Source organism: Candidatus Micrarchaeota archaeon (genome assembly GCA_028866575.1).
Classification (GTDB): Archaea; Micrarchaeota; Micrarchaeia; order Micrarchaeales; family Micrarchaeaceae; genus UBA12276.
Map to the genome: position 1 here is coordinate 1 of JAGWHU010000008.1, position 21880 is coordinate 21880.

The 21880-nt window shown below is 48.9% G+C and carries 29 protein-coding genes and 1 tRNA gene; 16 read left to right on the top strand and 14 right to left on the bottom strand.

Translation table 11 applies throughout. The features are described 5' to 3' along the window. A partial coding sequence (locus KGI06_04825) for a hypothetical protein (GenBank protein MDE1871531.1) occupies positions 1-940 on the top strand: 940 nt, incomplete at its 5' end. 35 nt (positions 941-975) lie between these two features. Here KGI06_04825 and KGI06_04830 read toward each other — a convergent pair. Next, positions 976-1524, bottom strand: coding sequence for a hypothetical protein (locus KGI06_04830; GenBank protein MDE1871532.1), 549 nt, complete (start codon positions 1522-1524; stop codon positions 976-978). Between the two features lie 190 nt (positions 1525-1714). Between KGI06_04830 and KGI06_04835 the strand changes: the two genes are divergently transcribed. Genes KGI06_04835 through KGI06_04845 form a run of 3 tightly spaced genes read left to right on the top strand, consistent with a single transcriptional unit; the run spans position 1715 to position 3911 of the window. Beyond that, the gene (locus tag KGI06_04835) at positions 1715-2269 is read left to right on the top strand and encodes a hypothetical protein (GenBank protein ID MDE1871533.1); all 555 of its coding nucleotides are present in this window, start codon (positions 1715-1717) and stop codon (positions 2267-2269) included. Positions 2270-2276: 7 nt separating this feature from the next. After that, positions 2277-3014, top strand: a complete 738-nt coding sequence (locus KGI06_04840) for a hypothetical protein (GenBank protein MDE1871534.1) — start codon at positions 2277-2279, stop codon at positions 3012-3014. Between the two features lie 51 nt (positions 3015-3065). Continuing rightward, complete coding sequence (locus KGI06_04845) at positions 3066-3911, top strand: hypothetical protein (protein ID MDE1871535.1); 846 nt, start codon at positions 3066-3068, stop codon at positions 3909-3911. Here KGI06_04845 and KGI06_04850 read toward each other — a convergent pair. From KGI06_04850 to KGI06_04860, 3 genes are all read right to left on the bottom strand, one after another. Further along, entirely contained in the window at positions 3908-4129 is a 222-nt protein-coding gene (locus tag KGI06_04850) for a hypothetical protein (protein ID MDE1871536.1), read from the bottom strand. The two genes, KGI06_04845 and KGI06_04850, sit on opposite strands and share 4 nt — an antisense overlap. 92 nt (positions 4130-4221) lie before the next feature. Next, positions 4222-4326, bottom strand: a tRNA-Arg gene (locus KGI06_04855). Position 4327: 1 nt separating this feature from the next. Next, complete coding sequence (locus KGI06_04860) at positions 4328-5122, bottom strand: TatD family hydrolase (GenBank protein ID MDE1871537.1); 795 nt, start codon at positions 5120-5122, stop codon at positions 4328-4330. A gap of 73 nt (positions 5123-5195) precedes the next feature. Between KGI06_04860 and KGI06_04865 the strand changes: the two genes are divergently transcribed. The 5 genes from KGI06_04865 to KGI06_04885 are packed head-to-tail and all read left to right on the top strand — an operon-like array spanning position 5196 to position 9773. Beyond that, positions 5196-6197, top strand: coding sequence for a DUF929 family protein (locus KGI06_04865; protein ID MDE1871538.1), 1002 nt, complete (start codon positions 5196-5198; stop codon positions 6195-6197). Further along, positions 6194-6679 carry a hypothetical protein gene (locus KGI06_04870; protein MDE1871539.1) on the top strand — a complete coding sequence of 162 codons (486 nt, stop codon included), beginning with the start codon at positions 6194-6196 and terminating at the stop codon, positions 6677-6679. Before KGI06_04865 ends, KGI06_04870 begins: the two co-directional genes overlap by 4 nt. Before the next feature lie 9 nt (positions 6680-6688). Further along, positions 6689-7705, top strand: a complete 1017-nt coding sequence (locus KGI06_04875; protein ID MDE1871540.1) for a 4-vinyl reductase — start codon at positions 6689-6691, stop codon at positions 7703-7705. Positions 7706-7713: 8 nt separating this feature from the next. Next, on the top strand, positions 7714-9183 hold the full coding sequence (gene secY / locus KGI06_04880; GenBank protein ID MDE1871541.1) for a preprotein translocase subunit SecY: 1470 nt from the start codon (positions 7714-7716) through the stop codon (positions 9181-9183). A gap of 20 nt (positions 9184-9203) precedes the next feature. Then, positions 9204-9773 (top strand): methyltransferase, encoded by a 570-nt coding sequence (locus KGI06_04885; protein ID MDE1871542.1) that lies wholly within the window; start codon positions 9204-9206, stop codon positions 9771-9773. Between the two features lie 74 nt (positions 9774-9847). Here KGI06_04885 and KGI06_04890 read toward each other — a convergent pair whose 3' ends face one another. From KGI06_04890 to KGI06_04900, 3 genes are read right to left on the bottom strand one after another with little or no spacing between them, the layout of a single operon-like run. Further along, a complete protein-coding gene (locus KGI06_04890; protein MDE1871543.1) occupies positions 9848-10378 on the bottom strand; it encodes a 2'-5' RNA ligase family protein in 531 nt (176 codons plus the stop codon). A gap of 1 nt (position 10379) precedes the next feature. Beyond that, on the bottom strand, positions 10380-11069 hold the full coding sequence (locus KGI06_04895; protein ID MDE1871544.1) for a class I SAM-dependent methyltransferase: 690 nt from the start codon (positions 11067-11069) through the stop codon (positions 10380-10382). Further along, positions 11050-11229 (bottom strand): hypothetical protein, encoded by a 180-nt coding sequence (locus KGI06_04900; GenBank protein MDE1871545.1) that lies wholly within the window; start codon positions 11227-11229, stop codon positions 11050-11052. The genes KGI06_04895 and KGI06_04900 overlap by 20 nt, the downstream gene beginning before the upstream one ends. A gap of 319 nt (positions 11230-11548) precedes the next feature. Between KGI06_04900 and KGI06_04905 the strand changes: the two genes are divergently transcribed. Both KGI06_04905 and cysS read left to right on the top strand, forming a co-directional pair. Beyond that, positions 11549-12643 (top strand): hypothetical protein, encoded by a 1095-nt coding sequence (locus KGI06_04905; protein ID MDE1871546.1) that lies wholly within the window; start codon positions 11549-11551, stop codon positions 12641-12643. A gap of 31 nt (positions 12644-12674) precedes the next feature. Continuing rightward, positions 12675-14120, top strand: a complete 1446-nt coding sequence (gene cysS / locus KGI06_04910) for a cysteine--tRNA ligase (GenBank protein ID MDE1871547.1) — start codon at positions 12675-12677, stop codon at positions 14118-14120. Positions 14121-14297: 177 nt separating this feature from the next. On the opposite strand, the gene KGI06_04915 is transcribed toward cysS, so the two are convergent. Further along, positions 14298-14561 (bottom strand): hypothetical protein, encoded by a 264-nt coding sequence (locus KGI06_04915; GenBank protein MDE1871548.1) that lies wholly within the window; start codon positions 14559-14561, stop codon positions 14298-14300. Between the two features lie 220 nt (positions 14562-14781). On the opposite strand from KGI06_04915, the gene KGI06_04920 reads away from it, so the two are divergent. Beyond that, a complete protein-coding gene (locus tag KGI06_04920) occupies positions 14782-15318 on the top strand; it encodes a hypothetical protein (protein ID MDE1871549.1) in 537 nt (178 codons plus the stop codon). A gap of 68 nt (positions 15319-15386) precedes the next feature. Here KGI06_04920 and KGI06_04925 read toward each other — a convergent pair whose 3' ends face one another. The 4 genes from KGI06_04925 to trxA all read right to left on the bottom strand — a co-directional run bounded on the left by KGI06_04925 (position 15387) and on the right by trxA (position 18868). Beyond that, positions 15387-16535 carry a thermopsin family protease gene (locus KGI06_04925; protein ID MDE1871550.1) on the bottom strand — a complete coding sequence of 383 codons (1149 nt, stop codon included), beginning with the start codon at positions 16533-16535 and terminating at the stop codon, positions 15387-15389. Between the two features lie 218 nt (positions 16536-16753). Then, on the bottom strand, positions 16754-17260 hold the full coding sequence (locus KGI06_04930) for a hypothetical protein (GenBank protein MDE1871551.1): 507 nt from the start codon (positions 17258-17260) through the stop codon (positions 16754-16756). After that, the gene (gene hisS / locus KGI06_04935; GenBank protein MDE1871552.1) at positions 17261-18529 is read right to left on the bottom strand and encodes a histidine--tRNA ligase; all 1269 of its coding nucleotides are present in this window, start codon (positions 18527-18529) and stop codon (positions 17261-17263) included. It abuts the gene before it with no gap. Positions 18530-18547: 18 nt separating this feature from the next. Then, positions 18548-18868, bottom strand: coding sequence for a thioredoxin (gene trxA / locus KGI06_04940; protein ID MDE1871553.1), 321 nt, complete (start codon positions 18866-18868; stop codon positions 18548-18550). 136 nt (positions 18869-19004) lie between these two features. On the opposite strand from trxA, the gene KGI06_04945 reads away from it, so the two are divergent. Then, the gene (locus KGI06_04945) at positions 19005-19400 is read left to right on the top strand and encodes a hypothetical protein (GenBank protein ID MDE1871554.1); all 396 of its coding nucleotides are present in this window, start codon (positions 19005-19007) and stop codon (positions 19398-19400) included. On the opposite strand, the gene KGI06_04950 is transcribed toward KGI06_04945, so the two are convergent. Beyond that, positions 19397-19987: a class I SAM-dependent methyltransferase gene (locus KGI06_04950; GenBank protein ID MDE1871555.1), complete on the bottom strand. Its 591-nt coding sequence runs from the start codon at positions 19985-19987 to the stop codon at positions 19397-19399. The two genes, KGI06_04945 and KGI06_04950, sit on opposite strands and share 4 nt — an antisense overlap. A 149-nt stretch (positions 19988-20136) precedes the next feature. Between KGI06_04950 and KGI06_04955 the strand changes: the two genes are divergently transcribed. From KGI06_04955 to KGI06_04965, 3 genes are read left to right on the top strand one after another with little or no spacing between them, the layout of a single operon-like run. Next, positions 20137-20355 carry an NFYB/HAP3 family transcription factor subunit gene (locus KGI06_04955; protein ID MDE1871556.1) on the top strand — a complete coding sequence of 73 codons (219 nt, stop codon included), beginning with the start codon at positions 20137-20139 and terminating at the stop codon, positions 20353-20355. Further along, positions 20356-20907, top strand: a complete 552-nt coding sequence (locus tag KGI06_04960) for a hypothetical protein (protein MDE1871557.1) — start codon at positions 20356-20358, stop codon at positions 20905-20907. It begins immediately after the preceding gene. A 14-nt stretch (positions 20908-20921) separates the two neighbouring features. After that, complete coding sequence (locus KGI06_04965) at positions 20922-21182, top strand: PRC-barrel domain-containing protein (GenBank protein MDE1871558.1); 261 nt, start codon at positions 20922-20924, stop codon at positions 21180-21182. An 11-nt stretch (positions 21183-21193) separates the two neighbouring features. Here the strand turns inward: KGI06_04965 and KGI06_04970 are convergent, their stop codons facing one another. Next, positions 21194-21832, bottom strand: coding sequence for a hypothetical protein (locus KGI06_04970; GenBank protein MDE1871559.1), 639 nt, complete (start codon positions 21830-21832; stop codon positions 21194-21196). Positions 21833-21880 lie beyond the last annotated feature (48 nt).

Consider the following 21880-nt stretch of genomic DNA (forward strand, 5'->3'; position numbering starts at 1 on the left):
GCTATACAACGTGACAGGATCGAGGCAGCAGGGCTCCAACGTCCTTGTCTATGATTCCGCAACGCCCAACAGCGTCTCGTTCACCGCATATTCGCTGACTAACGGCAACACGTTCATGTTCGAATCGGTATGCACCGATTCCTCACAACAGCACATTGTAACCGTGAGCAACCAAATGCCCGTTGTGGTGAATGCTGGGGTGATTCAAACCAGCAAATCTCCCACAAGGGTGATGACCAACCTAGTCACATGGACAAACAGCAATGGATACTCATCGATACAGTGGCAGGACATAACAGAGCTCGACGTTTTTCATCTTATGCCGAATTACGACGGCTCGCTTTCCAGCGACGGTACACTTTCCAATCTCGCCGCCATAATAAGCAACGCCCATTCCCACGACGTAAAGGCACTTGTTGCAATAGGCGGGTGGGGGGTAAGCACAGATGCGATAAACAGCACGATATCGAACCCAACATACAGGGACAATCTTGTCAACAACATAGTCAATGAGGTGCAGGCCAACGGCTACGATGGCGTGCAGATAGACTTCGAGGGCAGCTTCAACAGGGATGCATTCACCGCATTCATGCAGCAGCTCTCCGCAGCGCTCTGGTCCAGGAACCCGAACTACGTAATAAACGTGGAATTCGCCAATTGGGACATATCCAGCTTCAACCTTCCTGCGCTTGCGCCTTATGCAACGCATTTCGACATGATGTTCAACCCCTCGATTAGCGAGCTGAACTACTATGCCGGACAGGTTGGCAAATCCAAGCTATCAGCAGGCTATGATCTAACGGATCCGAGCGGGGCGCAAAACATAGCCCAGAATCTGGTCACTGATGTACAAAACGGATACGGGATATTCTTCTGGCAGGCGCAGTTCATGAACTCTACAATATACAATGACATATCTGCAGCACTTGCCTCAAAATAAGCAGGAAAAGTTGACTGCACAAGATGGCCAGGAGCCTACCTCCATGCGTACAATGTACCGGATCTCTTGGACAATATTCCGTTCAGCGGCTTGTATGCCGTCTTGAAACCGTTGCTCTCAAGCATCGTCTTCATCGCATTCTCCGTGCCGTATACGCTTATCATCAGCTTGTGTATTCCCGAGAGATCGCCGCTTTGCATGTTGCTGAAGAGCTTTTCCTCGCTTCCGCCTATGTCGCATCTCATTATGATGGGCCAGTGGAAGCTGGAATTATGCGTAAGGTAATGCCTTAGTGCTGTCGGATTTTCAGGCCTCAAGCCTACCGCAGTATTCTCTATTTTCCTGCCGTGTGCGTATCCCTCTATGCTCCTCTCGGCCCTTTTGTGGTCGTGGCCGAGGACATATACCCTTGATATGTTTTCGAATTTCGCCAGGTACATCGCGGAATTGGCAGCATCAGGCCCTATCTCTATCGCGACTGTATTGGGCTTGAGGTCCTTTGTAAGCCATAAGTACAGAGAGCCTATAGACTCCTGGTCTAAGGCTGCGTCTTCCCTTGTGCTGAAAATCTCTTTTAGTGCCAATTTTACCCCCTCATGGCCATGAGCCTTGGCATCGCCCTATGAACCATGTCCTTACCATATACTTGTTGTCAAAACCCCTATATATACTTTTCCCATTTGCGGCATAAACCCATGTTCTGCACCGGTAAACCAAACTAATGGGTCAGCCTTATAAACCTGTAATCTAATTGGTAAATGCAATGGCGGTCTAATGTCGGAATACGACGAGCAGGAGGAGAAGCGCAGGAAGGCAAAGCAGAAGGAGCGCGAGCAGGCCGAAGCTGCGGCAAGGGCCGAGATGGAAAAACAGAAGAAAAGCGAGCTTGAGCTCAGGATGAAAAAGGAGGAGGAGCTCAAGAGGAAGGTCAAGGAGGACCTCCAGGTGCAGCAGGAGCTGGTGAAGAAAAGGCAGGATGAGGCCAAGCAGCAGCAGGAGGAAAGGCGGAAAAGGCACGAGGAGGACCTCAGGCGCAGGGAGGAGGAGCAGCGCAGGAGGAACGAGCGTGAGATGACGAACCAGAAGCTTATGGGAATGATAATGAAGGAGAACGCCAAAAGGAAAAAACTGGAGGCGGAGAAGAGGATGAAGGAGGAAATAGAGAAGAGAAGGCTGGAGGAGGAAGCGCGCATTAAAAAATACGAGGAGGAGAAAAAGAAGGCCGAAGAGCGCAGAAGGAAGCAGGAGGAGGAGGAAAAAAGAAGGCAGGAGGAGCAGAGAAGGGTAATGGAGGAGCAGGAAAGGAGGAGGCGAGAAGAAGAGAGGTAGTTGCGGGATGGGGGGCAATAGGCACGTAATGCTGAACCTCATAACGTGGAGCGCAGATAACGGATACGATTCCATAGACTGGAATGCCATAACCGAGCTGTCCGTATTCAGGATGGTGCCGGCCAAGGACGGATCCATACAATATGACGGCGATGCCGTGGATGTGAAAAAGGTAATAGGGAATGCGCACGACAACGGAGTCAAGGCAACGGTGGCCGTTGGCGGGGCAGGCATATTCCCGAACATCGTGAACGGCATACTCTCAAGCCAATCGTCAAGGGCGGCGCTGGTTGACAGCATAGCCAACGAGCTGGAAGAGAAAGGCTACGATGGCGTGCAGATGGACTTTGAGAATACGAGTCCGGGCGATTTCGACAAGGAACAGTACGCTACACTTGTTAAGGAATTGCACGATGCGCTGAACCGATTGGGAAAGGACTACACGATCTCGGTAACGTTTGCAAGGTGGGAGGACAAAAGCATAGATCCAAAGCTGCTGGAGCCATACGCAAACCATCTTCTGCTGATGTTCGACCCCTCAGATAATGACATAATCAGCTATTCATCGAAGCTGAAGGACAAATCCAAGTTGTCCATAGGGTACCAGCTCTTCGAGGAAAAGCCAGCCGAGTTGTCGAAGAAACTGAGTAAAAACATGGGGGACGGATACGGGGCGTTCTTCTGGGAGGCAAGCGCATCATCCGGCGGGTTTTACGATGCGATAAAATCCGCTCTCGGAAAATGAATGCGCATTCCCGATGGGCAAAGTGCTTTAAGCAAATTGATGTTAATAAATATGGAGAAAATGAAAATGACGAAGAAGGGGAGCATACTCCTGGTCCTGTTGCTGGTTGCGTTCATAATATACGACATAAAGATACTGTCAAGCGCGCAGGTTTACGTCCTTTTCCTCATGGTTTCAATAGCGGTTTTCATATACGCCTCGTACAGCATATCTGAACTGTTCCACAATTACAAGAGGCTTGCAAATGAATACCAGGAGGAGGTGTTCTTTTCCTCTTTCGTGACAAATTCCGAGATCTGGATATTCGTAAACGGGTTGCTGCTTGCGATAACCGCTGCGTTCATACTCGACATCCTCGGGTTCGCAATAGGTCTTCCTATACTGCTGTTCTCTTTCTTCATAGTTGACAGGCTCCCGAAGAGCGACACAGACCTTGAAAAGGCATACAAGGAGGAGATGCGCCACGAAAGCGGCCAAAGGCACGCAAACATGAAAAAGGAGGACAGGGGACTTGGGAAGAAAAGGGATCTTAACACGATAATAAAGGTGCTGCTTTTCATATTCGCGGTGCTTCTCATGTTCCTGTACATCGTCAAGTCCGCCACAATCCCGGATTACGTGAAATACACGATTCTACTTTCGCTGGGGCTCGTAGGGGCATTGCTGTTTGAGGGCCTGCTGATCAAATACACCAAGAAGATCAAGGCATTCTACATAATACTGTTCATAAGCTTCATAGTATTCGAGATACTGAGCCTAATAACGAGCTATGCAGCAAGAAACTATTACATAACGCAGACAAACGACGCAGTGCTGTTCGGTTCCATACTGGTGTTTTTCGTAATAGTGTCATTGTATCTTTCAACTTATGTGCAAAATAATGATAAGGGTAACTAATCCTTGCGCATATGGTACTCGGAGTGGATAACTACACTGTCCCTATCTTGCCCTGCTGCATTGTAGCTCACTGTGCCGCTCCTGCCAAAATCCATGCTAATTGCAGTTAGGTCATTCGCATCACAGTATCTAGCAAGCAAACGTGCCATCCTAGTAGCTTCCTTTACCGCCGCCTCGTATTTCTCAGGGTGTACATTCTCAGATGTTTTTGTTTTCAACACATTATCACCAGGAAAGATATATTTAAACCGAATGCTTTTAATTACAATGTACTGCTAACCTGAACAAGGATTCAAGCACCAAAATAATCCGGGCCTGGTGGGATTTGAACCCACGACCTTCACCTATCTTCTAATCCAAACCGCTTTGAGAAGTTTAGAAGGGTGCCGCTCTATCCAAGCTGAGCTACAGGCCCATCAAAAACGCATAAGCGCATCTTTTGCATATATGTTGAAGAACTTAACCGTATTATCGGCGAGCAATCCCGCGGCCTTGTTGAAGTCTATCCCTTTTGCCGCCGAAACTATCCTTATTGAGGTTTCTACGTCCTTGGGCGAGGATCCAACAACAGGCGCATCGCTCTCTGCCATTATATTATCTATTGCTATCTCCTTTATAACCTTATTTCTTTTTGATGTTTGGACCGGCGGCACTGATATCATATACCCCTTTTTCTCCACTTCCTTGGCCTGCTGTGCATTCCCTTCGAAGAAATGTATGTGCACCATCCGCATTTTCTTGCTGTCCAGTATGTCAAGTATGTCGGAGATTGATCCCCTGGAATGTATGCTCACCGGCAAGTCCAGCTGCTTGGCTACGTCCAAAAACCTTCCAAACACCTCCTTCTGCCTTTCCACAGGAACGCTCTCCTTCACCCTTCCGTAGTCAAGCCCTATCTCGCCTATCCCGACTATCTTGTGCGCATGCTGCCTTATCATGCTGATGTTGAATTCTATCTCCTCGTCGGTGGCATCAGCATGCTCCGGGTCTATCCCGAGGAGCGCGAAGACGTGCCTGTTGTCCGCGAGCTCGACGCACCTGATGTTCGACTTGGTGTCGACCCCGTTGGTCATCATGAACTGCACGCCATGGATTACAGATTCCCTTATTATGCCCTGGTCTTTTATCAAGTCAAGATGGCAGTGTGCATCCGCCATCTTTGCGCTCTGCTTGTACAAGCGCCTCTCCTTGACAACCTGCGCAGTTCTCATAAAAGAAACCTATATACTTTTGTTGCAAAAGATTAAATACGTAAATTGCGATATTAGGAGCGCATGTGGTTCAATGGCAAGAATGAAGCAGATCATACAGCGGCTTGAGGTTATAATAGCGCTCCTGGTTGTTGTTGTGGCAGCCCTTGCGGTGTATATCGCATACCCGTCAATAAAGCTGTACACGCAAGGGCAGCCCTTCGGAAAAAGGCTTACCGGAATAAACTCGCCCCTTAACAGCCAGCAGCTTTCGGTGATAAACTCCGCCCCTGACAGCAATTACGAAATAGCCGGGGAGAAGCTGCTCAATTTGTCAATACCCGGGGAGCAGGGCCAGAACAACACGTACGTTGGGCCGCTGTTCCAGGTCTCGCTCAACCGTCCACCTCAATACAATTCCCTTGTCATAGACGGCAAGCCCAGCGTGGTCTACATAGGCGCCATATCCTGCATATACTGCGCCGAGAACAGGTGGGCTATGGCTCTCGCGCTCTCTAGGTTCGGATCCTTCGGCAACCTGTACGTTGGATACAGCTCGATGGGCGACGGCGACGTCCCAACCCTGTACTGGTACCCGCAGAACTACACTTCAAACGCGTCGGTTATTTACGGTAACGACTATCACAGCAACTACATAAACTTCTTCAGCGCGGAATACGATTCCCCTATAAGCGCAGGATTCGAGTTCCCCACGCTGCAGGACCCGATATCGTATTTCGTTGAAGGTGCAAGCAACCAGAGCTACAAGGCAGCCATGCAGTTCATGGACGCCAAGCACATATTCCAGGGCACCCCGTACACGTTCTGGGGCACCTCCGCAAACATAGGCGCGGATGCGGTGGTATTCGGGAACGGCACCAGCCAGTCAGCAATATCAAATTACCCCCCACTGACGTACATGACGCACAGCCAGATACTGGGCCTGCTCAAGCAGGCAAACAGCACTTTCGCATACGAGGAGTATGCGGCCGCGGACGTATACATTGCAGAGACATGCCCATCAATAAACAACAGCGCGCCAATATGCTCTCTTCCCGCAATAGCCGCGATGGAAAGAAGGATGGGGCTCGCATGAACTTTGCAAAATCCCTGAGAAGCATATACGGGCCAAAGTACATAGCAGCAAATGTCGCCATAGCAGTAGCATACTACTACCTGATAGAATACCTGCTTTCGGTGCAGCAGAGGGGCATCCCGGTAACATCCGTGCCTGTGTATCTGATATACGCCCTGGTAATAACGTCATCCATCACCTTTACTATAGCGATCTATTCCATAAGCAACACCAGGAAGAACTATGCAAGGGTTTCTGCTTCGTCCGTAAGCGCTATTACCGCGGTTGCCGGCGGCATACTATCGGGCTGCGGATGCCAGGCGGCAATCCTGTTCAACGTGCTTTCCATATCGATTGGCACCGGGGAGGCGACAATGATAAATACAATAGCATCGGAGAACGCGCCGATAATTTTCGGTGCGATGATAATAATAAATCTCTTTGTTTCTGGATATTATCTTGAAAAGCTGTCCAGCGACTCATGCAAAATAAAAAGGGCCTGAATGGTTCATATGAAAGCAAAAAAGAAAACAAGAAAGGCGCCAAGATCAAGCCGCAGGGCAAGGCCGGCGCAAAAGCCCGGAATTGCGCGCTATGAAATTCCCATAGGGGAAAGGGAGCTCCTCACCAGCATAATATCCAAAAAGGCAAGGGGCCGCACCACTGAATACCCGCTTCTGCTCGCATCGGTGCTCTCAACAGTCACACCAGGGCTGAGGAGCCTGTACTACAAGAGCGGTATATCCGCAGGCCGCGCCCTGTACGACATACGCAACAGCGAGAGGCACTACATATGGTACGAGGAAGGCGTTTCGGACCTTGTCTCGTTCCTGCAAAATGCTGGATACAAGGGAATAACCTACAACATCTTCAATGACAGGATAGACATAAGGCTCAGCAGGGCCGAGGCACTGGACCTTAGCATACCGATTCATGTGTTCGAGGCCGGGCTCATGTGCGGGTTCCTCACGGCGGCGCGGCAGCAGCACGTCAGGGTCGAGGAGGAAAAATGCATCTGCAATGGTTCCCAGTCATGCAATTTCACCACCTCGAACGTGCTTCCCCTGCACCAGCACGGCGGCAAGGAGGTCCTTGACAGGTTCGCGTCATCGATAAAGGAGCGCATGGGCGCCAAGCAGCGCATGCAGGGAAACTTCCCCGAGGAGTACTACGCGCTGTCGTCCTCGATATTGCTTAGCGGCGAATATTCGGAGCACATGGGGAGTATAGTGTATTACCTTGGCAACCAAATAGGCTCAATGGTATACGTGCCAGATCAGAGGCGCCTCAGAAAGGCAACGGAAAGGCTCTACTCCATTCTAGGCCTGGGATCCATCAGGTTCATCTCATCGAAGCCCATGAAAATCGAGATTAGGTTTGACAGGACAAAGGCTAAAAAGGAGTTTGTTGATATATCTATCGCCTTCCTGAAAGGCCTGATGAAGGACAGGCTCAAGAACGGCCTTTCGGTGAACGTTTCAAAGAGGGGCGGCTCGTATATAGCACGCATAGTTGAATCCGGCGTTTGATGGTCCTTATGGCTCTTGAATTTGTAGATGCGATAGAGCAGTTCATACCCAGCATAAGCCAGCCCTCCAAGCCGCTATCGCTCAAGGAAAAGATGTACTGGACCGGAGCCATACTTATCGTATATTTCATGCTTTACAACATATACGCCATAGGCGTGAACTCGCAGTCGGTGCAGCAGCCCTTCCTCCAGCTCATAAGCATAATATTCGCGGCAAAGATAGGGAGCCTTATAACTGTAGGGATAGGGCCCATAGTGCTCGCAAGCATAATACTCCAATTGGTCTCCGGCTCCGGGCTCATAAACATAGACCAGAACGATCCCGTCCAAAAGGGGCGCCTGCAGACCCTGCAGAAGGTGTCTGCAATAGGAATAGCGGTAGTTGAGTCGTTCATATTCGTATATACCGGATACGTGCCGGTATCATCCCCTGCGCTCATAGGAATAGTGGTGGCGCAGATGGCCGTTGGCGCAATAGTGATAATATACCTCGACGAGATGATGACGAAATACGGCATCACCTCCGGGATAAACATGTTCATAGCAGCTGGCGTGTCATACGCGATAGTCGCGGGAACACTGAGCATACTGCTCCCTGAGGCCATAACCGCGCTGCAGGCTGGCGGCGCCGCAGCCATATCCAACGCGCTAATAGCCTTCGGCCCTCTGTTCTTCGCCATAGTGGTATTCCTGGCGAGCATATATGCATATGAGATGAAGGTTGAGCTGCCGCTGAGCTTTGAGCAGTTCAGGGGAGTCGGAGGAAGGTTGCCAATACCCTTCCTTTACGTGAGCGTATTGCCGGTAATACTCGCATCCTCGCTTGAGCTGAGCTTCACCGTGTGGTTCAGGTTCATAGCCAATGTGAAGGGATCGCTGGCCAATTTCGCCCACTTCATAGCATATTACCAGCCTGTCGCATCAACCGGGGGTGCGTCATCTCTCCAGCTGACAGGCGGCATAACATATCTCATATCCCCTACTTTCCCGCTTCCCTATTCCGCAAACTACGGAGGCATAGGAGGCTATGGCACATACTTCACATACCTGGTTAGCCATACCACTTCGCTTTTCCTGCCATGGGGCGGTGTGGTGCAGGTCCCCGAGTGGATACACGTCATCGTATACACCGTGGTGCTGATAATCCTGTGCGTGATATTCGGGAAGTTCTGGGTTGAATTGACGGGCCAGAACCCAAGGGCGCTGGCTGAGCAGCTCGGGGAAACCGGGTGGCAGATACCGGGGTTCAGGAGGGATCCGAGGATAGTCGAGAACGTGCTAAACAAGTACATACCGACGCTTACGGTGCTTGGGAGCATATTCGTAGGGCTGCTTGCCGCGTTGGCAACCCTTACCGGGGCCATAGGCACCGGCATGGGGATACTGCTTACTGTTGGGATAATCTACATGCTCTACCAGCAGCTGGAGCAGGAGCGGCTCTACGAAACATATCCGTTCCTCGAGAAGATTGCCAAGTGATTCCGATTACAAGGGATTCGATGCACATCTATGACAGGATAAAGCCAACGCTGCACGTGCACAAGACGGTATACAGGCCGATGGAGGATGCGCGGATGCTGGGAAGGTGCGTCGAGCAATACGCGTTCGGCAAGATGCTCGACATGGGCACCGGAACCGGAATACAGGGAATAATAGGCGCGATGAAAGGATGCGAAGTCACATTTGCGGACGTGAATCCCAATGCCGTTGAGTGCGCCAGGGAAAACGCCGCAACCAATGGAGTATCCGGAAAGTTCGTTGTATCAGACCTGTTCTCCAACATAAAGGGGAGATTCAACACGATATCCTTCGATCCGCCGTACCTGAGGTCAAGGACGCTGATTACCGGTAAGACAAACCCGTCAACGGACGGCGGGCTCAGGGGGAGAGAGGTGATAGACCCGTTCCTTAGGGCGTACAAGAGGCACGTGATGAAAGATCACGTAATACTGATGGTGGAAAGCTGGTGGAACGATTTCAAGGAGGACATGGAAAGGCTAGATGCCGAAATAGTTGCAAGGCAGCATTATCCTCTTCTGGGCGACATAGTGGTAATGAAATTCGAATAAAATAAGTTCGCCCTCGCCGGAAGCCTGTCATAAGGAGTGAATCTCAGATGATATAAATGATAATAAATGAAATACTATCTAAATAATGTGTATTTTCTAATCGTCTTGAATCGTCCAGTAGGAGTTTCTTCAACTATATAAATGGAATTTAATCTATGTACTTTTTTGATATTTTTAGAACTTACTTCGTTAAATGCATTATGAAATTTGCTCTTTTGCACTTTATTTCCAACTGCAATGTGTGGAACCCATAATCTAGGTTTATAATCATTTGCAAGTTTCTTACCATAAGATTTAAGGATATTGTTTATTATCCGATTTAGGCTAGCCAATTCACTTGTTTTCTTAATTTTGTAGTATATCCACTCTTTTGACCAATTGGTTAGCCTGGTAATTTCTATTTTGATTGGCTTTTTTTCAGAACTTATTTTTTTAAGCTCTTTTTCGATTTTTTGTAGATTTTTCGTTTCTCCGCTTTGAAAAGTTATATGGGGATAATTGTCTGAAACATTTTGGACTCCATTGTACTTCCTCTCGAAATCTTTGAATAGTTTTGTAAGCTTTTTATCGTCATTTATAATAGATAATATAAAGATTTTTGGCATTTTATTCCCTTTTTAATCCACTAACTAAATAATAAATTCTCATTAAAGACGGGCGTTCGACTCTTAGGTTATTAAATCCTTTATCGTCCATCATTGCTTTGATATATTCTTCACTACGCGGTACTCCCAACCTGCTTTTTTCGGTTGGATTTTTTAGGTTTCCAGAAACAAGTAGTTTGAATCTCTCGATCGTAAGTTCTTTTGTTGTTAGATTAAATGGTCCTGAAGTACCATGAAATAATCCGATTGGGTTCCTGTAATTTGGAATCTGGAATACTATAGCACCATCTTGCTTAAGAATTCTATGAGTTTCTTCTATATACCTATTTAAGGCTTTATTATCAACAAAACCAAAAGTCCCATACGAATAAACTAAATCAAAACTCTTATCAGGATAGTTTAGGGTTCCATCTCCCGTAACTTTCTGTATTGTTATATTCTTTAGATAATTTAAATTCCTAATTGCTATACTTACCATTTCTTCGGATACATCTAATCCAATTGCCCTCTCGTATAATGGTGCAAAATGTTGAACCAATCTACCTACTCCACAACCAATTTCGAGTATTGATTCTCCACGTGTTGGTATTTTACCTGCTTTCATAAAGTTGAGCAGTTCCTTTACAGGTGTAAAACCAGAGGTAAAGAATGTAAGTTCATCCCCTGCGAAGTTACCAGAAAGCGAACTCAAACATATCTCCTGTTTTCTTGGCTCGTTTCTGGTAATCCGTCTCTGCAATGCCCAAATCTTTAATCAAATCTGCAAAGCATTCATTAAAGAACTGGTGGGTAGTTTTCGCCTTAGAATAATTACGTTTAATTATCCCATAAAATGGCTCTGGTATATCCATAAAAGCGATGGGAAGCCAAATTATTTAAAGCAACCGAATGCGACAGATTAGTCTAACAACCGATTATGCGACAATACCGAAAAACAAGGAGATGCAAAGCTAAGCTTACAGCTCTCCTACCCTGAGTCTCTGCGCCCTCTTCAATCGCTTTCTTCGCTTCTTCAGCCATTTCCAGCGCATTCTTCCCTTCTTTTTCCATTTCCTAGGTATGCTTCCCAGATTAGCACCAAATAAAAGTCTAATACAGACTAGACATTAGATTAATAATAGATAAATATTTAACCTGAATTAATAAATAGATACCAGTAACGGTGCATTGATGAATAAAGCTATCATAATCTATGTCGTGGCGCTCGTGGCCGTAATAGCGGTGACGTACGGACTTACGGGATTCAGGTTCCTGGGCCCTACAAAAGGCACAACCTCAACCATAGCAATACCCGTTGCAAATACATCAACCTCGACAGTTTCACAATCCTCAACACCCTCTACTTCGATAAACTACACGCAACCAACAGAGCAGGAGTGCTCCAGTATACAGATCAGCGAGCTGGCCTTCAACGCAACGTACACCGAGCAGTGCAGGTCAACCGGTGGGCTGCTTGGCCTGTGGGTTGCGGCAGGAAACAGCGGCAGCGCATCCGTAAAAATCGTCGGCACCGACGGGAAAACGTACCTCAACAGGAGCTCGGCATACAAGTGCATGGAATTCCTGCAGAACTTCACGCTTCCTGCGCAGTCTTATAACGTGACTTTCAGGACAGGCCCTGGCGGCGGCTTCTGCGGCACACCAAAAATGGCGATAAACACGACAACCACGCCATCAATATTGGTTTACGACTTCATCTACAACGGGAATTTCAGCGACGGAACCTATATCGGATGGAACGTGACGAACCCCGGATTCGGCAGGGCGCCGCTCAACATAACATACGCTGATTCGAAGCTGTGCTACCAGGGAATACCATGGAACAACTACGCCGGCGATTACTTCGCAACCACGTACAACTGCGGAATCAGCGTCGCCCCGGGCAACATAACCTCCTCATTCTTCACCGTAAGCCCGTCGAAGCCCTTCCTCAATTTCAGGCTCATAAGCCCGCAGTCCAACAACCTGTACATAGAGATCCTCAGGGCCAACTTCAGGACCGTAAACGGAAGGAGCGTATATGTGAACAGCACCGTAGTAGCTATTGCTCACTACAACACATATAACATCTCGATAACGCCCAATTCGGGGGCAACGTTCGCGAATGTCACTCTGCCGCTAACGGAGTACATACTGAATACGGTGCAGGTTAGGGTTGTCGCGGCAGATACGTCGAACAAATACATGGCTGCAGGGGACTTCAACATGTCGAGCAGGCCAAGGCAGGACAAATGGGCCTCAGCGAACATAACCACTTCCGGCTGATAAGCTGCATACTGATATTCGGTGCAATGCATTGGAGATATACAATACCTTAACGCACAAGAAGGAAAGGTTCAGGAGCATCACCAAGGGAAAAGTTGGGATGTACAGCTGCGGCCCGACGGTATACAACTTCGCCCATATAGGAAACCTAAGGCCCTACATATTCTCCGACATACTGAAAAGGATGCTCATGCGCGACGGCTATTCCGTGACGCATGTCATGAACATAACGGATGTCGGCCACCTTGTAAGCGATGCCAACCTCGGAGAAGACAAGATACGCCTTACTGCGGAGCACGAGCACAAGAGCGCGCACGAGGTTGCCGAGTTCTACACAAAGGAGTTCGTCAAGGACATAAGGAGGCTCAACCTCATGATGCCTGACGTCATGCCAAAGGCCACGGCGCACATAAAGGAGATGCTTGGGCTCATAGCAACGCTTGAGGAAAAGGGATACCTTTACAACGTCAGGACTGGCGTGTATTACGACACGTCCAAATTCAAGGATTACGGGCAACTCATGGGCCTGACGTTCGACAAGCTTAACGATTACCTTATAGCCGGCGCAAGGGTCGAAAGGGCGGCAGGGATAAGGAACACTACAGATTTCGCCGTATGGAGGTTCGCGAAGGGCGATGAGAAGGAAATGGTGTGGGAAACAAAGTACGGCAGGGGATTTCCAGGCTGGCACATAGAGTGCAGCGCCATGAGCATGAGATACCTCGGGGAGCATTTCGACATACATACCGGGGGAGTGGACCACCTGCCAATACACCATACGAACGAGATAGCGCAATCGGAGGCCGCAACAGGCATGAAATTCGTGAATTTCTGGATCCATGTCGAGCATTTGCAGGTAAACGGGAAGAAGATGTCAAAATCCCTAGGCAACGTATACACGCTCCAGCACCTGGTAGACAAGGGCTATTCCGTCAACGCCTACAAATACCTCATAATATCCGGATACTACAGGAGCCAGATGAATTTCACTTTCGAGGCCCTCGAGAATGCCACCAATACGCTGAACGGCATATACTCATTCATAGAAAAGGTGTCCGAGGCTTCAAGGAAGGGGCATGGCAACGGCAATAGCGAATTCACCGGTACGATTGAAGGGATAAGGGACGCATTCTTCTCCGCCCTCAACAACGATCTAAATACCCCGCTTGCGCTCTCAAAGCTGCACATGCTGATAAGCGAGACCAACAGGGCATACGAGGCAGGGTTGAGCAAATCCGGCGCGAAGAAGGCCCTGGATGCGCTGCTGGAGTTTGACGAAATACTTGGGCTGGATTTCGGCAAATACACCAAGAAGAAGGAGCTGCCTGAAGGCGCAAAGGACCTAATCGACGAAAGGAACAGGCTCAGGTCCGAGAAAAAATTCAAGGAAGCGGACAGGATAAGGGAAAAACTGAGGAATGAGTACAGGATAGATATCGAAGATACCGAAGGCGGCACTGCATGGCATAATATATGACAAAGCCCTAATACGAATAGGAACTTGACGTATGGACATGTCAAATTTGCAAAAGGTAATAATCGGAATAACTATCGGTTTTGTAGTTAGTATTATTTTAGCCGTCACAATTTTTATGTCACATTTCTTTTATACATACTCTCCTAATTGCATAATACAAAATTCCTCAGCAATCCTTTATGAATATTCCCTATTTTCTATTCTTATAGCTTCTTTAGTAGGTAGCTTTATAGCTGGATTTATATCGAATAAATTAAGTTCAAGTGTAATTTCAAGTATATCTATTGGTATTATAAATCGTATTTTCATGTTTGATATTCTTTTAGTTATTTTTTTACACGCTAACACTAACTTAAATTCTACAGGACTGCCCAAATGCGTTGCAAGTATTAGTTTTCCCTTAATAGCATCATTACAACAATATTTTTCATTTTCTCCCATCGGTTTGATTTTATTTTGTTTCGTGTGTGCTATTAGTGGTATTATCGGTGGTGGCATTAGCAACTTAATAAACCGAAAGCTACCTCAATGACTGATTTATAGGGTGTGAAATGGCCATCGGCGATAAATATGTAAATGTCAAAGCCCAAATATGAAACATACCGATAAGTCTATATTCTTTTAATTCGTTAATTATTGATAGGCAATAGGAGTGGTAAACATGACAAGCAAAAACAGCAACATGAACAGTGTCAAGGTCCAGACGGAGAACTGGATCAAGGAGATAACGTCTCCAAGGCCATTGTACATGCCGCAACCTATCGACAACGCCACCAGGGAAACCCTTGAAAAGTGCGCAAGCGTTTTCAAGGGCAAGTTGGAGGAGCCTGACGTGAAGCTCTATCTCGGGTCCATATTCAACCTCACGGACAACAGCAGGGAGGCGATTATGGAGTCTGCCGAGACCCTGAGCACGGTAGGCAAGAACGACGCCAGGAGCGCAAAGGAGATAGGCGGCCACCTCGCCGGCATAGCAAGCGAGAGCAGGAATCCCGACGTGGTGAAGGAGGCGGCGCGCAACGTGGCCTCAAAGTACATGGCCGCGGAAATGTCCGGGAAGAACGTGGCATCCGAAGAGGCGGTAAGCGAAGCAAAGAGCATATACGAGTGGCTCAAGGCAAAGAATGAAGGCATAAGGTCTGACCTCAAGGAGAGGATGCAGAAGAACACGGACATAGACGGATTTATAAGGTACTGACAGGAACAAGCTGCTATTCGTGCGGTTTGCACCCGACTGCAGTGTCGGGCCAGTTGCACGAGTCTTTTTTATTTTCCTAGATATACGTACTTCTGGGGACCTGAAACGACCTGCTCCAGGCCGTTGCTGTAGTTCGTGTTTATGCCCCCTGCTGATTCCGCTGTATCGAACCCGAAGTTGTAATACGACGGAAAGGCCATATAGCTGCCGGATGAAAGGTTATAGTAATTCAGGGACAGAGTGGCATTGATGCTGCCGAATGTGGTCTCTGTTCCGGAGCCCACGCCACCGAATACGAGCTCGGCATCCTGCGCAACCAGTGTATTCCTTGATTTTATGTAATCGTTTCCATCCACTGTGAAGTATGCAGTGCTTACGTTTGTGTCGTTTATGGTGAAGCTGTCGTTTCCTGAAACCTTCGAGTATGCGCTGTACGGAGTTACGTACTCTGCATCCTTGCCCGTGGTTGTCCCAACGTATACGAGCACGCCCTTTCCGGGAACTACGAAATCAGCCATGTACAAGTCTGCCGACAGCGGAAGGTGCATTCTTGTGGCACCAGAAGTGCAGACAACGTATCCGGAATCCTGCTTGCAGTAGCTTCCGGAGTTGTTGATTATCAATATGCTGCTTACGTTGCCGGTAAGGTTCGTTATGGATCCCAAGGACGTGAAAGTGCCCGTATTGCCTATGAATTCAATTCCGTGCTGTATCCAGTATTCCTTTGTGGTGCCGTCCTTGTCATGCACCACAAGCACCCCGTTGAGCTGCAGGCTGGACGAGTTCTGCGGTGCCATGCCCTGCTGGTTATAGGAGCCAATCCTGCTTATGCTCACGCTGCCCAGCAGTATGGTGGTATCTATGGTGTATGTCTTGGGATTGGCGTCGCCGTATATCCCGTAGGATGCAAGCCCTATGGGTGCGCAGCCGTTGGAAGGGCTGCCGGGGCCGCCGCAGCTCGATATCTCGTAATACGGGTTTATGTGGTTGCCCATGTACTGCAGCTTGGGAAACGCAGGCTCCATCGCCTTGAGTATGATGCCGATTCCTGAATTGTTGTTTGCAGAAGGGCCTCCGAAAGATAGCGACACCAGGAACGGCAGCATGAACAGGCTTATTATGCCAAGCGCCACCGGCCATATCACCCTGTTGCCCTTCGGGTGCGCCTGCTCCCCATTCCTGGTAGGCCCTAGCGCATGCGTAAGCGTATCGTCCATTTTATCACTCGGTTAAGGCTGTTCCGCAAAGTACTGAATCCTGCAATCGTTCGGTGCTTTGCTCTATCATTCGCTTACGAGCCCTGAGATATAAATAGGTTCTTCCCTGTGTACGCCAATCGGCGTTGTCATGCAAAACTATATATATTAGGAAACGCTCAACGCCGACAATCATGGGAAAAACAATGCAAAACAGCTGTAACAAGATTGTTGCACGATCAAGGATTTGCTTCATCCTTCTTTTCAAGCAGCTTTTTTCCTGTCTCTGTCCTGTTCTCCAGCTGCGTCCTGATGTTCTCTATGTCCTCTGGCTTGAGCACCTTCTCGAGTATGTACTTTGAATAGTCTACCGATATCTGCGACAGGTCCATCAGCATCGCCTGCAGCTCGAATATCTTGAAAGACATCGTGTTGCTCGGCTTGAGTATCTCTATCCCTGCAGGCGCGTACCTGAACGCGACGCCGACCAGCGGCTGGAACTTGTCGAACAGCATCGTCACCATCGCGCTTGTTATGTATGTGCCCTCCTTTTCCAGCGGCTCCTCTACCGAGCCGTAGCAGTACACAACCCCCGGCTCCTTCATCAGCCTCTCGTTTATCAGATCGACGAGCAGCGGCTGCAGCTTGTCCTTCTCCTTGTGCTGCATGTCGAAATACAGCTTTACAAGCACACCTCCCTTTGCTATCTTCTCTTCAGTTACCTTCTCAACGTCTGATTTTGCCATCTATTCGCCTTTAACTATCTTAACAGCATCATCCACGGAAACGGTTTCCTCGTTCCCGTCAACAAGGTTCCTTAGCTTGAGCTTGCCCATCTTCTCCTCGCTGTCTCCAACTATCGCAACGTATTTTGTTTTTATCGCATTCGCATATGCCAGCTGGTTGGAGAGGTTCCTCGAAGCCATATTCATGTCGACCGCAACGCCCTTCGCCCTGAATGCAGAGGCAATACTTATGGCATATTTGTAATTGCCCTCCTTGACGTTGGCTATGAAAACCTTTGCATACGTGTATTCTATGGAAGAGGAAAAGTCAAGCGCCTCAAGTATCCTGTCAATCCCAAGGGCGACACCTACGGCCGTCATCGGCTTCGTGCTGAATATCCCTATAAGGTTGTCGTACCTGCCTCCCCCGCCCAAGGATGCGTCGCGCATCTCCATTTTCCTGTACTCGAATACTATCCCAGTGTAATAATCAAGTCCCCTGACCGTTGAAAAGTCCACCGACGGCTCGCCCCTGATCCCATAGCCCTTAAGCAGCTCAAGCGTTGTCTTCAGGTCCTTAGTCGCGTCCTCCCCTACCAGCTTTTCTACGTAGGACATCCTGTCCTCGTTGGTGCCTTCCTGGCCTACGAATTCCATTATCTGGTCCACAGCCGCGCTCTCTATTCCGAGCTCGTTCAGCGCCTTGACAACCCCGTCCTCGCCTATCTTCTCGAACTTGTCCAGCGCCCTCATCACCCCGATAACCTTGTCCTTCCCTACTCCGAACTTCTCTATAACTCTGTCCATGAGCTGCCTGTCGTTTATGCATATCTCGTACTTTATGCCTATGCTGTCGAGCACCGCGCCAGCGGCAGCAATGACCTCCGCATCCGCCATCGCCCTGTTGCCGCCTATTATGTCCGCATCCGCCTGGGTTATCTCCCTGTACCTAAGCCGCTGCGGCTCCTCCCTCCTCCAGCTCTTCCCTATGTAATACCGCTTGAACGGCATCGGGAGCTCCTGGTGCATGGCGATGTACCTTGCAAGCGACATCGTGTTGTCGTACCTCAGCCCGAGCTGCTCGTCCTTCATCTCGTATATCAGCTTCGTGTCGGCGCCTATCGCGTCCTTGGCCTTGAGCACCTTCAGCGACTCGAACGACGGTGTGTCTATCGTCAGGAAGCCGAACAGCCTGAAGACGTTCTCCACTTTCCTGAGCAGCTCGTTCCTGAAAAGAGCCTCGTTGGGCAGGAGGTCCCTCACTCCTCTTGGAAATGGGATGTCTGTCATTTTAATACACAAAAAAGATTACATGTTCTTGTCTATCCACTTCTTGAGCGTCTCCTTTGGAACGGCGCCAACGCTCATGGCCTTGAGCTGCCCGTCCTTTATGAGCAGCGTAGTCGGTATGCTGCTGACGTTGAATTTTGTAACTGTAAGCTCGTTCTCATCGGCGTTCACCTTCACGAACTTCAACTTTCCTTCGTATTCCTTTGCAACATCGTCTATTACCGGGCTGTACATCCTGCACGGGCCGCACCACGGCGCCCATATGTCGACTATTACCGGGGTTTTTGACTTTATGACCTCATCATCAAAATTAGGGTCTCCTACTTCTGTTACGCTCATTTTTACACCATATAATTATCTGTATCAGCTATAAATAGATTTGCGGTGGGCGCCGCAGAAAGGCGTAAAAGATGGAAAACAATCAGGTTTTTATATTAGGCAGTGCCTAAAATATCTGAATCATACAAGTGATAAAATGATTACTAAGGAGGGTTCTATAGCAAGCTCCTCGGTCTGCCTCGGAAAGGGCTACCTGCAGGTAGAGACCTGGTACAGGGGCTCAAGCCTCAAGTCAACCGCCAAATACACAGTAAGGTTCAGCTCCAACAACGGGATGGTTGACGAGATGATGGACTTCGTGAAGGATTTTTCCAGGGCCAACAACTTTTCAGTGCCTGCAATGGATACGCGCCAGGTTTCCGATTCCGGGAATGGAAAAACGGTGGACCTTCTCCTCAGCATCACCACCAATGACAGGCATTCGACCGATCTCATAGAGCAGCAGATGTCGAGGATAGGGAAGGCGCTTGAAAAGGAATACTTCTCGCCATCCTCGCAGATGAGCCTGCAGTTCGCAATGCTCAGGGACTAACCAGCCAGCGATACCCTTATGAAGCCGTCCTTTCTGGCTATTCCCTTTACCTTCATCCCTGTTTTCCTGGCTATGCCGCGCATCTCCCTTTCCGATACGGAATGGGGTGAAACGAGGCCTCTACCCATGCCCTTTGCGCCATCCCTGTCGAATTCGTATATCCTTATCTCGCCGCCCTTCTTGAGGAAGCCGCTCAGGTACCTGAGGGATGATTCCCTGTTCTTCCAGTGATGGAAGGAAAGAGTTGATATTATAAGGCCGAATTTTCTCCTGAACGGGATCTTCCTGCTCGATCCTGTCGTGAAGATTATCCTAGGATTCTTGTTCCTGATCCTGGCTATACTTACCATGTACTTTGAAGGGTCTACAGCCCCTATGTGGCTGAAGCCTCCGGCCTCCATGAGCATCGTGGGTATGTAGCCAGGGCCGGTCCCGACGTCAAGCACATCCGAGAATCCAGAACCCTTAACGTCATCAATCACGAAGCCGTAGAATCTCCTTACCTGCGGCATTTTCGAGGCGAGCCAGTATCCGAGCGAAAGCAGGAACCCGAACCTCTCCTCGCCCCTCAGGTAATAATCATCCATCGCACCACGCAGAACAATGCAAAACATGCCTAATATAACACCATAGCAACATATTTATTTGTTGGAAGGGATATGATACTCAAGCGTGATGATTTACAAGTCCGAGCACTTTGCTATGAGGAGGATCTTGAGTGCTGAAAGGTGCACATATGCGCAACATATCAAAAGCAACAATAAAGAAGATAGTGAAGAACGGCTCAAACCCGAACGTCATAATCAGCGACAAGGCCGCCGAGGCCATAGCGCGCATACTGGAGAGCAAGGCCAAGCGGATAGCAAAGTATGCAGTCAAGAGGGCAAAGGCGAAGAAGAGGAATACAATAACGGAAGACGACATAGACACCTATACAATAATGCACGGGGATTGAATGAAAGAAGGTAAGGCCCTGATATCGAACAACGGGAAAGGCAACATAAGGCTCGAATACGGGAATGGGATTGAACGCAGGATAAAGCTGTGGGAGGCCCGCAAGGATGCGGCTCTGGAAACCACGTTTGACGGAAACGGCTATGTCCTGAACCAGGTCCTCATAAAGCCGGATGCCGATACGATAAAGCAGCGGGTTGCGCTTGCGCTCAGCGAGGCAGGCATAAAGGAAACGGATGAAACGGAATACTCGGAAGTAAGGATAAACAAGCCCTGCCCTAAATGCGGGCAGTTCAGGCTTTCAAGGTATGTCGAGGCGTTCTCTAGCAGGAAGGACGTGCCGGTGATGCCGATTTACCACTGCGGCAACTGCGCCTCAAAGAGCTACTATCTTACGAAGGACTACCTAGAGCACCTGGTCCTTGAGAACAGGTCCCTGTTCTCGGAATCCGAAATTTCAGAGCTTGAGGGCGACAAACAGGCCGTGATGGGCGAACTGGAGGGTTACATAATAAGAATCTTTGCATCCAAACAGATTATGTGTATTAAGTAGAGAACGTGATGATTATGGTTGACACTCTTTTGCTTTCAGAGCTTTACGGCAAGCAGATAATAAGCAATACCGGGAGCATACTTGGATCCGTTGAGGACATAGTGGTTGATTTCGATGAGGGGAGGATAGCGAGCATGCTTCTCATGAGGTCCGAGCAGCTCATAAGGAGCGACCACACCACAAGGGACTTCGCAAAGAACAGCGTGCGGTACGAAAGGGTCAAGAGCGTGGCGGAGACCATAATAGTCGGCGCAGAGCAACAGCAGAAGAAGTGACGGCGCAGCAATCATCCTTCCGTGATTATCCTTATTTTATCCTTTTCAAACCCGAACCTCCTCAATTGCCGTATCACCGGGCGCATTGAATTGCCTTCCTCCTGGTAATTGTCAACCACGATGGCGGATTTTGAGGAGCTGCGCCTCAGGAACTCGCGGTCATGACTGCTTATGAGCAGCTTGCCCTTGAAGCCGTTGATGTAGTGCATGCTGTTCGAAAATCCAACGAAAGCAAAACCTGCCGACCTTTTCCCAAGGTACTGCTGCACAGCTGCGCCGCCGACGATTCCCGTGGTCATTATAGGTATTACGACGTGGTACCCATCTGGCACCTGCCTCACAAGCCTTTCCAGGCTGCCCTCCGGGCCGCGTATCATGCTCCTGTTCATCCTCAAATCGAGGTTGAATATCCAGGAATAGTTGACGTAATTCAGGTCGCTTTTCACGAACACGTCGAATATGCCCCTAAGCGCCTCGCGGCTCGTATCCACGCTTGTTTCCGTGGAATGCGGGCTGAACATGTTGTCCCATATGGCCGAGGTGGTGTCCTTTATCTTCTCTATGACCCCGTCATCCCTCCTAAGGATGTTGGATATGGCCCTCGCGCTGCTTGCCGCGTACTGGTGCCTCTCTTTTGCATCGCTGATCATGGGATCAACAGGATTAGTCTAGTTACCATATAAGGTTTTCCTGCAACG